Origin of the sequence: Roseovarius sp. D0-M9 (genome assembly GCF_037083805.1) — a bacterium.
In the GTDB taxonomy this organism is placed as follows: domain Bacteria; phylum Pseudomonadota; class Alphaproteobacteria; order Rhodobacterales; family Rhodobacteraceae; genus Roseovarius.
In genome coordinates this window covers 1-13,328 of record NZ_JBAPKZ010000057.1, presented here as the reverse complement: position 1 = coordinate 13,328, position 13,328 = coordinate 1, and the positions used below count along the sequence as shown (strand labels likewise).

Below are 13,328 nucleotides of genomic sequence, written 5' to 3'. Positions count from 1 at the left end.
TGCGATGGCTGAGGTCTCCGCGTCGGACGCGCCTACCGAAGGCACGAAATATGGGAGCGGCTCAAGCACCGGTGCGCCCGACTACCCACACGGAACGAGAAGGGACCTGATATCTTCGCCAAACGGCCACTTGTGTCGAGGAACACGGTCGGCCCTGAGCTGCCGCTCGCGCCGAGAGCTTAGCCTTCGCGTTAAATCACCAAAGGGGCTGTTTCTTCGTTCAGCGAATTAAAGCGTCAGCCAGCCTCGAAAAAAACGGCCTTTTGACACGTTATCCCTTCAACAATGCGATGGCACTTGTAGAGCAAGATGTCGGCGCAGCACTTTTATTGGAACACGTTTTCGCAGTTGGCGCCCTCCAAGATCAGGACAGTGTGGGATGCCGAGAAACTTCCGGGCGTCGACGGATCAAGACATCTGAACGCCATCGTCATCAATCATCGCTTCGCGCTCGCCAGCACTCCATGCAACCGTTCGGTTTCGTCCTTGCGCCTTTGCACGGTATAGGGCTCGGTCGGCATCGGACATCAGCCCTGCCAGTGTTGGCGCCGGTCCGACGGCGACACCGATGGAGACCTTCGCCTGAACGTTCTTGCCGTCGACGACCTCGCCATCCTGATCGAACTGTTGGCCTATCCTTTGCGCGATGGCGACTGCGGCCAATTCATCGCAGCCGGGCAGAAGGATCGCGAACTCCTCGCCGCCGATCCGCCCGAACAGATCGCCAGGCCTCAGCCTGCCGCGCACTGATCTGCTGAAAACGCGCAGAACCTCGTCGCCATACGCATGACCGTAGTCGTCATTGACGCGCTTGAAATGATCGAGGTCGAGCGCAAGAAACGCGAGGGGGTCTCCTCCCTTGCTACTGCGCGCAAACTGACGCTCCGCATTCTTGAGGAACGTCCATCGACCTGATGCGCCTGTGAGTGAGTCGGTCTCCGCTGCGTGCTTGAAATGACGAACGCGGCGCAGCTCAATCATCTGGATGAGGAAAATCGCTATTGCGACAGCGCTGAACGGCGTTGCGAGATGCAGCAGACCCACGATGAAAAGGTTGGCATCCTCGTCTGGCCCGATCAGCAACCCGTGGAAGAATAAGGCAGTGGCTCGAACCAAAAAGACGGTCGCAAGGGCCGCTCGGACCCAAACTCCGTCTTCGCGCGACCTGGCGACTGTAAAGGCCATCACACAGTAGACCACGGAAAACACGAGCGTTCCCGTCGCACGCGTCGGCAAGCCAACAGGAAGGATCGTGAAAAGTTGCGGGACGGCTATGCCAGCAACAGCTACGGCGACCGTCGTCCAGCCAACCCGCTGCTTGGTCAGCAACTGAGTACCGGCCCATGAGAGTGCCAACGAGGCCGTGAAGAGCAAGGTCGCCGGCAGCCACACATTTCCCCCGTATGTTTGGTAACTGGCAAGAAGCATCACGCCTGCGCCTTCCGTGAACATGGCCCCGGCAAACGCAAACGCTGACCATTCTCGCCGGTGCATCATCCAATACATCAGCAGGACCGCGCCAGCAGAAATAAGAACGAAGGCACCCATGAAGATCGCCGTCTGCATGTCCAGCGTCATGATTTATTGAACCTTTTGCGTGGTGGACCTGGTCGCCAAGCTGAGCAATTGGCGGTCGCGACCTATATTGAAGTGTGATTGAAACGAATTTGCGCATTTGTCGTAGATTAAGCCGGTTTGCAGTAGCTGTCCTTTTGGCCAGTCTGCCGACCACCGGATGTTGTGCGCAGTCCAAGTTTGGGCGGTCAATTACGGTATAGTCGACTGAAACGTTAGTGAGCGAACGCGCTAAGTTTCTTAGTTGCAGCTTTCATTACGCAGATGAAAACTGGCGAAGTGTGGCTAAGGTCAATTGTTCAGTGTCCGCTCTTGACTTGCGCATATCGGGCCTTTGCACGTGCGAGAAAGTCCGCAATCCGCCCCTCCTGTCGGCAGCCGAAGCCAGTCACTCACGGCCCTCAGGAGACATTCACGGGATCTTGCCGCGCCGCAGTGCAGCTTTCGCATTCCTGCCGTTCGTGCATCTCGCAGGATTATCAATGAGCGGATGACAGCAGTACAGGACAAAGCTGCCGCTCCCATTTTCGGGGTCAATTACGGAAGCTAATCCGAAGTGGCGTGCCAGTAAATTCAAGTCGGCAAGGCCCGAAGAGCCAGAGTACCATTGGACACTGACTGGTTTTTACCATCAGCTTTGGCTTGATATAGAGATTGATCCGCGACCTCGAATGCAGATTCAAATTTTTGCGACTTTTGGCTCCAGCATACACCAATACTTACTGTTAAATCCAAATCCAAATCAAATTCTTCCCTCCCAAGCTTGGCAACGGAATTTTGGATTCGATCAACAATCGTGGTTACATCACCGGCGCGTATATCAGGCAAAAACAGGACAAACTCGTCTCCACCAAAACGGGCGGACAGATCACCGTCACGAATGCTACGTTGAAGGATGTTAGAAACGCCATTTAAAACTCTGTCGCCAATGGAATGCCCATAGGTATCGTTGACATTTTTAAAGTGATCCAAGTCAACTATAATCAACGCCATACCCGAGGATGTCTGAGACAAAACTGAAGCCTCATATTTCTTCTCAAAAGCTCGACGATTCATCGCACCAGTCAATGGATCAAATGAAGCTTGATCGAGTAATTTTCTCTCTCGTTCCTTTTGGCGGTGGTGACCCTCCAGTAAACCACCCAGAACCATTGCGCCTATGATATTTGTTATAACTAAAATTGGAACTGCTGTCATAAAGATCCCCTGCCAATGTTCACGAGGCAGTAAGAAGGTCGAAACGTAGGAAAGGCTGATGGTCAAGCCTAACATGATGAAGTGTACTTCACGCTTGCGCTCTACATTTCGCGTGTAATACCTCCAGACCAGTCCAGCACATCCAGCGACAAAAAGCGAAAATATGCATACGTTGGCTGATGGGGCTGCCTCATAGTATCTGGTGGTGGCAGCAATGAGAAAAGTGATTGCGCCAGCTAATGGGCCAAAAATTGCAGCGGCAATACCAACAAAAAGGTTGCGTGTATCGTTCTGGATCCCGTTGACGTTCATAATTGGTTGAAGGGAAACAAATACAGCACCTGCTCCAAGTATCACGCCAAAAACTATTTGTTGAACGAGGCTTCGAGAGGCCAATTTGAAGGCACCATAAAAGGCAACGGCTATCAGTGCCATCAACCCAGCCAAGTTCAGCGTTGATATGAGGTATTGAAACATCATTGAATATTAACTCGAAAAAATTTAATCATTGTTGTCCGCAATTATACCAATTTTCGCTTCCCTAAAAACTTAGGGGCCATTGTAAATGCGCTCTTCATTAACGTCGACTTTTTAGGACGAGGATGAGCAAACCAACGGGACGGGCTTTCAGTCGATCTCCAGCGACGCAATTTAGTCACGTTTGACTGCCAATGGGAACTGGCCAAATGGATAGGTTGGTCGCTTCTTCACTAACCATATGGACAGGTTCACGATGGCTGTCCGCCGGCGATTTTTCTGTAGTGCTGGAGGCGCTGTGGGGCTCGAATGGCAAGGGCCGGTCCGCCAAGACATCACGCAGTTGAAGGCCGGCTGGTGAGGACTATGAGGCTTTCATGCACTGCAAAGCATTTTGCTTGGTCGAAGTTCGGCAGAGCGGACTTTACTCTCCATTTTTCAGCACACGGCTTGCAGACGATACTAAAACTGGTAGTTGGGATGGGCCAATTCTCAGTGGCAAATCTGACTGCTGCTGGGTCAGTTCTGAGCGACAACCAACACTGAGTAGCATCGAGTGGGTGGAGCGTCCGAGTGAACTGCATGTATAAGCCAAAATGGTGACAGAGCGCACTTTGCCAACAAACAGGACTTGCAAGTCCTGCGCCGAAGCGGCGTACGACGGAAAGGTAGCAAAAAACCTGTCGACCCCGAGGGCTGCCAAGGTATATGCACTCTGCATGGTCGAAAAAATGCAATGGAGGCTCTGAGCAGAGCAAACTTGGCGCGGTTTAATGCCTCAACTGGTCCACAAGAAACGGAGAGCATCGTGCCAGATTTAATTCCAGAGGAAATGGAGCGCCTTCATCGGCTCTTCCGTGCGGCACCCGGTTTCATGTGTGTGCTCCAAGGCGAGCGGCACGTCTTTGCGCTGGCAAATGACGCATATTACCAGCTTATCGGTCACCGTTCCATAATCGGTGGTGTCCTTGCAGATGTGCTGCCAGAAGTCATTTGGCAAGGCTTCCTCGACAAACTCGACCGTGTCTATCGGACCGGAGAACCTTTCGTTGGTCGAGCTATACCTATACAGCTCCAGCGCATTCCAAGCGGCGAACTGGAGCAGCGCTACATTGATCTGACATATCAGCCCTTGCGAGACCATGATGAGCAAATAACGGGCATCTTTGCTCAAGGCCATGATGTCACCGAGGCACACGAATTGGCCCAGAAGCTGGCCTATCAGGCCGCTCATGATCCGTTGACCGGGCTTTATAACAGGCGCGAGTTCACCAATCGCTTGGAGGCCCTCGATGGCAGCGGACCGCACGCCATCCTTTATCTCGACATAGATCATTTCAAGATCATCAATGACCGATATGGTCATTCAGCCGGGGATGCCGTCTTGCTTCAGGTAGCGGACGCACTGCGGGCGCACGTTGAGGATGATCACCTCCTGGCAAGAATTGGAGGAGACGAATTTGCAATGATCATTCCTGATTGCGATACGGACGCCGCCTTGAACGTTGCCCATCGCTTGAGAGCAACTGTTCAGGATCTCCATCCGGTTGCCTGCGGCAGGCACTACAGCACGTCGCTCAGTGTGGGCATCGCTATCTGTGGCCAGAGAGATGAGGCAACACCCAAGGAGGCTCTGGGGTTGGCTGACTCTGCCTGTTATTTGGCCAAGGAGAAGGGACGCAATCGCGCTCAGGTCAGTTCGTCCACTGATGAGGAGATCAGCCTGCGGCGGCGCGACATGGATGGAACGACGCTCTTGGCGGAGGCTATTGAAAAAGACCAGGTCGTTTTGCACGCTCAGCAAATATTCTCCTTGCACCCGGGCGAACAAAAGGAACCCAAATTCTTTGAGGTCCTCGCCCGTATCCGTGGCCAAGATGGAAGTCTAATCTTTCCCGGTGCCTTCATCCCGGCGGCGGAACGCTATGGCGCGGTGGAGCGGCTCGATCATCATATCATCGGCAAAGTGTTCGCCCACCTTCAGAAACTCGGTCTGGAGGGTTGCGATAGTGCTTGCTACTTCGTCAACGTTTCAGGGATAACGCTGGCCTCTCCGGGGTTTGCTTCCTTTGTTGAAGGACAGCTCACTGCCAACCCGGAGGTATCTCCTTCCCTGATTTGCTTCGAAGTGACGGAGACTGCTGCCATTTCGAATGTTCGAGGTGTCTGCGAGACCATGAACAAATTGATAGGCGTTGGGATTCGCTTTGCTCTGGACGATTTCGGCAGCGGGTTGTCATCCTTCGCTTATCTTCAGGATATGCCGGTTCAGTTCGTCAAGATCGACGGCGAGTTCATCAAAGGCATCCTGACCAAACCTACAGGTGCAGCCATTGTTGAGGCTGTGGTCAAAGTTGCACATATCATGAATATGCAGACGATAGCTGAATCCGTTGAGGTAACCGAGCTGATTCCACAGCTTCGTAATATCGGAGTCGACTATGGGCAGGGGTTCGCGCTGCAACGCCCAGCGCCAATTGGCGGGTAAGCGGCAGTTGCTTTAACGCCTCCCGGTGGACAGAACGTCGCCCAGCAGATTGAGTGTAAAGGATGTACGCTGCGCCGTCAGGCCTCGACCAAGCGGTTGCGACCGGCGTCTTTTGCGGCGTAGAGCGCCTCATCTGCGCGATGGATGAAAGCGTCGGCGTCCTCGCCTGGTTGAAAGGTCGCGAAGCCTGCAGAGCAGGTTTGATTATGCGGCACTCTGCTGCGGAGGCGTTCTATCACCTGACCGCCTGTCTCCATGTCAGTGTCGGGAAGCACGACGAGGAATTCCTCCCCGCCGAAGCGAGCGAGCACGTCAGACGGGCGCAAGTCCTTCTGCCAAGCGATGACCAACTCCTGCAAAAGAGTGTCGCCGGCTGAGTGACCGTACGTGTCGTTGAATTTTTTGAAATGGTCGAGGTCGAAAAAAGCGAGACCCAAGGGGGCTCCAGTACGTTCGGCGCGGGCCATTTCACGGCCAAGGTCATCGCTCAGCTGACGGCGGTTAACCGCACCGGTCAGGGGATCGAGCCGTGCGAGCCTCGCCAACTCCTCCGACTGGCGTTGGGCGTCCCTCAAGAGTCCATCCATGCGGTGCATCACGAGCAGGAGCAATACGATCGCAGCAATGGCACCGACCCGCACGAGTTTCGTATCCCACCCCGCCGTCAGTAGAATTATCGCCGGGACCAGAACGGAAGCGACACTGAGGAGGAAGAGGCGGCGCCGCGACAGCTCGGCATTGGAGGCATGAATGAAGGGCTCCAGCGCGGCAGAGGGATGCCACGCCGCCGCCGCGACAAGGGCATAGGCCAACAGCCAAAGCCAATCCGTGAAACCACCCGGCGCGTACCAGCCGACCAGATTGCCATGGGCGTAAAGAAGATCTGCCGCCAGATAAGCCAGCATGCCGGCCAGCAGAAAAAGATGGGCGAGGATGCGGGTCTGTTGCAGGAAGATGAGACGCAGGACCAATGGGATCAGAATCAGGTCGGCAATGGGATAGGCCGCTGAGACGATCAACTGGCTCATGCTGAGGCTCGGATCTTGCATGTAGGGCGAAATCAACAGTGCCCAGCCCAAGACGGTCGCCGACGTGCCGACAATGAGGGCGTCGCTCAGAGCACCGTCGTCGCGATCGGTCCGGCAGCCCAGGAGCCAGAGCGCAGCCATGAAGAGTGGGTAAGCGGCCAAGTAGAAAATATCGGCGGTTGATGGAAACGGCTCCAATCCGAGCAGGTCGAGCCAGTACCAGATGCCGTGGCCGATGGTGGTCAGAGTCAACGCCCCCGCAACCAGCCACCAAGCGACCGGCCGGTAGAGCCGTCGCTGCTTGCGGCACGCGGTTGCGATTGCCGCAGCTGCAACGGCGGTGGCAACTACGTAGATAACAGCCGTCAGGCGACCATAGGGGAGGACGACGTATAGGACGGCCAGCGCCAGGCACAAGCCCGGCCACCAGCGCCAGCTTCTCTCTTGGTGTATTGCCGCAGTGTCGTCATGACCCTCGCCTGCGTCATTAGGGGAGCGCACTGCCTCTTCCCGCATCTGCGTGCCCCTTGTTGGAACTTTATGAAAATTTTTGAAGACTCAACGTATACTTGCGCTCTTGGTAATTACATACCTGCCTGCATGGCCTGTCTGTTTGTTTAGCCCGCTTTCAAGGATGAAGCAGGACGTTTGTCAACACCGCCCGATCCGGTAAGCACTTTGCCGGTTGGCTTTTCCTTAAGCAAGGAAGTCGTATGTGCGCGAGGTTGGCTCGATCCATCTGCGTCTCAATCCAGTGCCTGAGGTGTGCTGAAGACAGCGGCTTGCCGCGCATGTTGACAAGGCCGCAGACACGGACGACCTGCGCTCTGGCAATTTGAACTGGGTCAGCGCCCGGCCCATGCCCGTGAGGCTTCCTTGAAGGAAGCTCAGCGTCGGTGGAAGCCAGTGGATCGGGAAAGACAGGCCCTGTCCAAAGACCTGTAATTTCCGTTTATAAATCAATTATTTAACGGGGGTAGCGCACATTATTCCCCGGCCAAATGCTACCCTTGTGATTGGAAAACACTTGCTGCAGGTTAATGATGTGACCAATACGACCTACCCTGAACTTGGCCCCGGATGCGTTATTGCGCTCCGCGGTCTTTCTTATTCGAGGGCCAAGCTCATCTTCCCAGCCACCGGCGCAGGGTGGCACTGAGTGAGGAAGGCTTTGAAGGTGGGTCGGATCGACCGACATCTTCCGGCTCGATCGTCTCGGGATACCAGCATCGCATGTGTTTCAGATCTGCCCTATGCGAGCTTTCGGTATCCTTTTTCTTGTTCAGGTGCTTGTCAGTCACTTGGCAGCCTCTTCTCAGTGTACTGGAGCTGTATCCCCTGTGACTATGGCTGAACATGGGCGAATGGAAGGAAGTGACTTGGCATGCCTCTGTGGAAAACGAAAGGGCGCCGTGGTTCCCGGGTCAAGCTTTAATCAAACTGCCTCAAGGAACTTTCGCAATCCTGAACGGAAGAGACTTAGATTAGCTCCTCTAAAAGTTGTGCTTGCGGGCGATAATAAACCACAGCATAAAATCCGCACTATCATACCAACCTACCTCAACTTAGCCCCGGTTGCGCATCAAGCGCTCCGGGGCAACCTTTCCGCTTTATGGATCAGATGATCAGTCAAGCCTGGCTTGTCGCCATCCAGCACACTCTTTGCGAACATGATCGCGCTGCCGACGCCTCGCGCGATCACGATACCGAATTCACCCAGCAGACCCCGCAACATGTTGCTTAGTTGAGTTCGTTGTCGAACGGTCAAATCCCTGGCGCAGTGAAGGAAGAGAACATAAGCACGTTTAAGGCTATCCTTAAGCCTCCTTGGTCAGGCCAAGGTGTCCGGTCGAAATGGGGGCCAGTTCATCGACCAACTCACCCCATCGTCCAGCTGCCAAGGCAGCATGATCGGGCAACTGCCCACGGCACGGATCGCGTCAACAGAGTTCATCTGGATCCGGTACTTGGCCTCCCCAGACGCGTCTGCTGGCGCGTCCCCATTGGCGAATTGCCAATCAGGGGTCTCATGCCAGCCATTCCTCAGCGATCTTCACATAGATGTCGGTGCAGGCACGGATGGCATCGGCGCTCGCAGTCTCATTCGTCTGACCGCTCATCCCAAGATCGCCTGGCCCAAGAATGGCAAATGGGACATCCAGGCCGTCCAAGAGGATCGCGCCATCACTGTAGTAGGACACGCCCTTGACCGCTGGCACTCGGCCGGTACACGCCAACACAGCGTCTGAACAAGTCTCAATGAAAGGACTGTCAGGGCGTTCCTCGACCGCCGCCTTGAAGTCAGTCGTGCGCAAGCTCATTCGTGGCGGAAGCACTGACGCGATCTGAGCGATCACGTCAGCAGGGTCGATACCCGGCCCAAAGCGTACGTCAATTTCGGCCGTGCAGCGGTCGGGTGTCACGTTCACGGCGCTGCCGCCCGAGATGCGCCCCACCGCGACCGAGGGCGGCGAAAGCAGCGAGTGGCTGGGCAGGTTCAGCGACAAGCCCCTTAGAGCAATGATTGCATCCGCCATCACATCTATAGCATTCACACCGCGCACGCCCGAGACATGGCCTATCTCGCCCCGCGCTTCGGCTTCGAGCCAAAGAATGGCCTTCTCGACCACGATCAGGTCCAATGTCGAAGGTTCACCGCACAGAAAGGCGCCGATTTCCTTCTGGAAGTCTTGTTTCACAAGATGTCGCGCACCCAGGCAGTTCGCGCTTTCACCGGCTGTGAAAGCCAGGATCACATCGCCGGCAAGCGGTGCCTGCCGACNAGATGTCGCGCACCCAGGCAGTTCGCGCTTTCACCGGCTGTGAAAGCCAGGATCACATCGCCGGCAAGCGGTGCCTGCCGACGATTCAGGCGATCCGCTGCCGCGACAAAAGCCGCAACTGCCGATTTCATGTCAGAAGCACCTCGGCCCCTGATCCGATCGTAAACAATATCGCCAGCGAACGGGTCAAATGACCACGGCATCTCTCGGACCGGCACAGTATCGAGATGGGCCGACATCACCAGCGCAGGCTTTTCCCCGCGCCCAGGTATCCGTCCGATGAAATTGGCGCGGCCGGGCAGAAATTCGTCGAGTTCTGTCGAAATCCCGATCTGTCGTAGCATCCTCGCAACAGCCTGCGCGACAGCCAGTTCACCCCCCGGAGGATCACAGCTTGGAATGCGCACGAGTTCGGCAGTCAGCTGCGCAGGGTCAATCATTGGCAAGTCTCGCTTGGCAGGGTTGTCCGAATAGAAGCATGTTACTTCATGAACTATTTGGCGAAAATCTTAAACATTGGAAAAACTGACCGCGTTTTTAATTGAAGTGGGCTCATGGACATGACTTGCTCGGCCCTGAGCTGCCGTTCGCTTGACTTCCCAACGCCGCGAAGCAGCTTTCACATTGCAGTCATTGGTACTTCGTGCAGCATATCTTGGCTTCATTGAGGTTCAGCTGACTTCAATGACGCGGCTGCACACCTGAAAACAATATTTTCTTAGGACTGAAACCTCCGATGCGATTGGGCATCGGAAGTTCTGTTCTCTCAGACGTAAGGATGGAATTTCATCCAGCTTCGCGCTCTAACTTCTTGCGTGCCAGCTTGCGAGCACGACGGATCGCCTCAGCTTTCTGCCGCGCGTTTTTCTCGGACGGTTTCTCGAAATGCTGCTTGAGCTTCATTTCGCGGAAAACCCCTTCCTTTTGGAGTTTCTTTTTAAGTACCCGGAGGGCCTGATCGACATTGTTGTCGCGAACACTGACCTGCATGTGGTAGACACCACCTCTCTGATTTGGAGTCGGACCGGCATTCAGGAGTTGGCCGACTGGTAAAAGTTTCCTATCTTGTACGATCGACCAATTGCAAGTTGGTTCGAGGGTATCGACACGTACACCGTTTTTGCCGATTTGGGTAGTAGTAAGGAAGTTGCTTCCGGCCCTCATGTATGTGTCAGCTGCTGTTCGCAATGCCGCACTGCCGCAAGCTCATCGCAGCCATCGGCGACGTCTGCGATCTCTTCACCCCCGTCGAGTGCTTGAACTTCTTCAAAGCAGTTGGATACACATCCTGAATAAGTGGAAATGCTGTAATCTGGACGCCTTCGACGCGCAGAAATTCGATAATTTACTCGTAAGGCGCGACGCGTGACGGTTTGTGCTGTTGGCTCAATCGTGGCCTTTGGCGCGCCGTTCGATCCACCCCAAGACTGACAATACTGCGATGACAATGACCGCCGATAGCGCCGCCAAGGCGATTTCGCCCGCGCCGCAGGCCACGCCAATCGCGCCGGCCAGCCAGATTGAGGCACCGGTGGTGATGTTGCGGACTTCTCCGCCTGAGGTGAAGATTAGCCCGGCAGAGAGGAAGGCGACCCCCGCTGTGACCGCCTCGATCAGGCGAAAGGGATCGACGCGCTGCTCGTTCTGGTCGCCGAATTGCATATCGGCCAGTTCCTGCCCAATGACGACGAAAAGACAAGCGGCAATTCCCACGAGGATATGCGTCCGCAGGCCAGCGGGTTTGGACTGCCATTCGCGCTCAAGCCCGACTGCCCCCGCCAGAACCGTTGCCGCCAGCAGACGGAGCGCCGTCACGCCGAAAGATACGACCGAAAAGTTGCTGGTCAGTTCGGAGATGAGGTCTTCATGCATGGGGTTTTCTGTTTACAGTTCCGTTAGTCAACGCAGGTTTCCGCGCGGGAGTTCCTGTTTTGGTGGACGGTTTGTCAGCATTGCGACCACGCCCGAAGCCGCGCTGATGCCCGCTGCCGTCCTGCGCGGCGACGTGCTGCCTGAGCGCGTGCCCATCGGCGGCCTCCTGATCCTGCGCGACGGTGAGCCGGAGGTGACGCTGTCGCCACTCGCCTATCACTACCAGCACCGTGCCGAGATCGAAGCGGTCGTGCAGAGCGCCGACCGGGACGCCGCCTTCGACACGTTGACCGCCAGAATCGGTGCGGCGCTTGCAGCAGAACGGACGCTGAGCGACCTTTGCGAGTGGGGCGAGGTCGAAGCGCCGCATCCGGTCGATTTGCCGGTCGAGGGCGCAGCCAGCCTGAAGGCGGCCGTGATCCCGGTGATGCTGCACTATAAGACTGCTGATCCGCTCAGCTGACCGACAAGTGGCTCGTCATCGCTTTGATGAGCCGCGATGTCGCCAGACGTCGATACGACGGCGCGTGCGTATCAGCACGCGGGAGACAATTGGCTGGAGGCGTGGAACATCCACGGCCAGCAGCAGCAAACCGAGCGGCAGCATCCAAAGGCCGAACACCGGGAGTATGGCCAAGAAACTGCCAATGATGAGAGCGCAAGCAATCGGGAGCCGGAGCTTTCGAAGGCGCCCGTACAGGAGTGAATCGATGACCCGGCGTGCCGCTGGAACCCGCCGACTAAATACTTCGAACTGACGATGCAGTCGGTTTTTCTTTTTAACCATCTCGGGTTCATCTTGACTTCATATTGAGTGCCGCAGTCGCAGGCAGACTCCGAACTGCCACTGTGCCGGGCAGCGGCGAGGTTCATTTAGGTATTACCAGAGGACTTTACCATGGCACGAGCCCAAGGGGCGCGCGCGCAGATGGCGCTTGTGTTCGAGATGACCTATGGAACGACTACCAGTCGGCGGTTTCCAAGGCTGTATTCGGGCTGCATGGTCGACAGCCTCAGTTGGCAGATGGCGCGTTCGGGGCTTCTGACGGCCACGGCGAGCATCGTGGCACAGGGGGAAGCCGTTGGTGCGGCGACAGCGGCCGGAACGCCTGCCGATGTCGCATTGAAGCGCTTTGGCCATTTCAACGAAACCATCATGCGCAACGGCGCCAAAATCGGCAACGAGACGATCCGGGCAGACGGCAAGATCGACGGGGCGGATTCATCCATCGCAGCGCTTACCGGGTCGGTTCAGGTCCGCTTCTCGGATCAAGTGCTGGTGCAACAGGCGATCACGCGCTTGCCGGACGTTTCACAAACCTTGCAATCGGCGCCAGCTTCACGATCGAGGAGGCGCGCGCCCAAGAGAGCTAAACACGCCAGACTTGGGTGCGCGCAAGCTCGGAAATCCGCAATGTATTCCCTTTAATCAACTCAGGAGAAAGGGCATCCGCCTCCAAAAAATCGACAGGAAGTTTATACCCTTTGTCTAACAGTATTTTCTTCTTTTCCGCGTAGGGTTTCATCCCCAATTTATCGTTTGTCTTTGGATCCACTAAGATTAAATTGCCAACCTGACCGACGATACCTGCTGTGAACTCTCCGCCAATTTCGGCTTGAGGGTGAAGGTGCTCAATCGTCAAATCACTTGAATTCCCGATAGCAGCCACACCTTCGAAACTAAAGACTTTTTGAAGGATATATCTGACCAAAGCGCGTTGTGAAGCGTTTGACTTGGTGAAAAGTATCTGCTCAAATCCCGCATTGAACTCAGTAGGGGACGGAACCCTTTCTCGAAGTTTGGTCCCTTCTCGTTCCGTGTGGGTAGTCGGGCGCACCGGTGCTTGAGCCGCTCCCATATTTCGTGCCTTCGGTAGGCGCGTCCGACGCGGAGACCTCAGCCATCGC

Annotated in this window: 12 protein-coding genes and 2 pseudogenes; 4 read left to right on the top strand and 10 right to left on the bottom strand. The window is 55.7% G+C overall.

The window, feature by feature from the left end:
• Positions 1 to 408: 408 nt before the first annotated feature.
• Positions 409 to 1,578 carry a GGDEF domain-containing protein gene (locus tag V8352_RS20105; protein WP_336426061.1) on the bottom strand — a complete coding sequence of 390 codons (1,170 nt, stop codon included), beginning with the start codon at positions 1,576 to 1,578 and terminating at the stop codon, positions 409 to 411.
• Positions 1,579 to 2,148: 570 nt separating this feature from the next.
• Positions 2,149 to 3,207, bottom strand: coding sequence for a GGDEF domain-containing protein (locus tag V8352_RS20100; RefSeq protein WP_336426060.1), 1,059 nt, complete (start codon positions 3,205 to 3,207; stop codon positions 2,149 to 2,151).
• 850 nt (positions 3,208 to 4,057) lie between these two features.
• On the opposite strand from V8352_RS20100, the gene V8352_RS20095 reads away from it, so the two are divergent.
• A complete protein-coding gene (locus V8352_RS20095; RefSeq protein WP_336426059.1) occupies positions 4,058 to 5,737 on the top strand; it encodes a putative bifunctional diguanylate cyclase/phosphodiesterase in 1,680 nt (559 codons plus the stop codon).
• 77 nt (positions 5,738 to 5,814) lie between these two features.
• On the opposite strand, the gene V8352_RS20090 is transcribed toward V8352_RS20095, so the two are convergent.
• The 7 genes and pseudogenes from V8352_RS20090 to V8352_RS20060 all read right to left on the bottom strand — a co-directional run bounded on the left by V8352_RS20090 (position 5,815) and on the right by V8352_RS20060 (position 11,420).
• On the bottom strand, positions 5,815 to 7,281 hold the full coding sequence (locus V8352_RS20090; RefSeq protein WP_336426058.1) for a GGDEF domain-containing protein: 1,467 nt from the start codon (positions 7,279 to 7,281) through the stop codon (positions 5,815 to 5,817).
• Positions 7,282 to 8,401: 1,120 nt separating this feature from the next.
• Positions 8,402 to 8,557, bottom strand: a pseudogene (locus V8352_RS20085) (IS110 family transposase); the annotation flags it as partial.
• Positions 8,558 to 8,596: 39 nt separating this feature from the next.
• Positions 8,597 to 8,719: a hypothetical protein gene (locus V8352_RS20080; RefSeq protein WP_336426057.1), complete on the bottom strand. Its 123-nt coding sequence runs from the start codon at positions 8,717 to 8,719 to the stop codon at positions 8,597 to 8,599.
• Positions 8,720 to 8,792: 73 nt separating this feature from the next.
• A complete protein-coding gene (locus tag V8352_RS20075) occupies positions 8,793 to 9,521 on the bottom strand; it encodes a M20/M25/M40 family metallo-hydrolase (RefSeq protein ID WP_336426056.1) in 729 nt (242 codons plus the stop codon).
• Complete coding sequence (locus V8352_RS20070) at positions 9,518 to 9,892, bottom strand: M20/M25/M40 family metallo-hydrolase (protein ID WP_442971077.1); 375 nt, start codon at positions 9,890 to 9,892, stop codon at positions 9,518 to 9,520. Before V8352_RS20070 ends, V8352_RS20075 begins: the two co-directional genes overlap by 4 nt.
• 442 nt (positions 9,893 to 10,334) lie before the next feature.
• Complete coding sequence (rpsU, locus tag V8352_RS20065) at positions 10,335 to 10,538, bottom strand: 30S ribosomal protein S21 (protein ID WP_093119624.1); 204 nt, start codon at positions 10,536 to 10,538, stop codon at positions 10,335 to 10,337.
• 396 nt (positions 10,539 to 10,934) lie between these two features.
• The gene (locus V8352_RS20060; protein ID WP_336426054.1) at positions 10,935 to 11,420 is read right to left on the bottom strand and encodes an MgtC/SapB family protein; all 486 of its coding nucleotides are present in this window, start codon (positions 11,418 to 11,420) and stop codon (positions 10,935 to 10,937) included.
• A gap of 106 nt (positions 11,421 to 11,526) precedes the next feature.
• Here V8352_RS20060 and V8352_RS20055 point away from each other — a divergent pair, with 106 nt between their 5' ends.
• From V8352_RS20055 to V8352_RS20045, 3 genes and pseudogenes are all read left to right on the top strand, one after another.
• On the top strand, positions 11,527 to 11,883 hold the full coding sequence (locus V8352_RS20055; protein ID WP_336426053.1) for an acyl-CoA transferase: 357 nt from the start codon (positions 11,527 to 11,529) through the stop codon (positions 11,881 to 11,883).
• A gap of 36 nt (positions 11,884 to 11,919) precedes the next feature.
• Complete coding sequence (locus V8352_RS20050; protein WP_336426052.1) at positions 11,920 to 12,126, top strand: hypothetical protein; 207 nt, start codon at positions 11,920 to 11,922, stop codon at positions 12,124 to 12,126.
• Between the two features lie 222 nt (positions 12,127 to 12,348).
• Positions 12,349 to 12,726: pseudogene (locus V8352_RS20045) on the top strand (phage tail tube protein); the annotation flags it as partial.
• A gap of 64 nt (positions 12,727 to 12,790) precedes the next feature.
• Here the strand turns inward: V8352_RS20045 and V8352_RS20040 are convergent.
• On the bottom strand, positions 12,791 to 13,328 hold a 538-nt coding region (locus V8352_RS20040), incomplete at its 5' end, for an HNH endonuclease family protein (protein WP_336426051.1).

Coding starts and splice junctions, on each gene's coding strand:
- V8352_RS20105 (WP_336426061.1), bottom strand. CDS start 1,578: ATGACGCTGGACATGCAGACGGCGATCTTCATGGGTGCCTTCGTTCTT.
- V8352_RS20100 (WP_336426060.1), bottom strand. CDS start 3,207: ATGGCACTGATAGCCGTTGCCTTTTATGGTGCCTTCAAATTGGCCTCT.
- V8352_RS20090 (WP_336426058.1), bottom strand. CDS start 7,281: ATGCGGGAAGAGGCAGTGCGCTCCCCTAATGACGCAGGCGAGGGTCAT.
- V8352_RS20080 (WP_336426057.1), bottom strand. CDS start 8,719: ATGAACTCTGTTGACGCGATCCGTGCCGTGGGCAGTTGCCCGATCATG.
- rpsU (WP_093119624.1), bottom strand. CDS start 10,538: ATGCAGGTCAGTGTTCGCGACAACAATGTCGATCAGGCCCTCCGGGTA.
- V8352_RS20060 (WP_336426054.1), bottom strand. CDS start 11,420: ATGCATGAAGACCTCATCTCCGAACTGACCAGCAACTTTTCGGTCGTA.
- V8352_RS20055 (WP_336426053.1), top strand. CDS start 11,527: ATGCCCGCTGCCGTCCTGCGCGGCGACGTGCTGCCTGAGCGCGTGCCC.
- V8352_RS20050 (WP_336426052.1), top strand. CDS start 11,920: ATGTCGCCAGACGTCGATACGACGGCGCGTGCGTATCAGCACGCGGGA.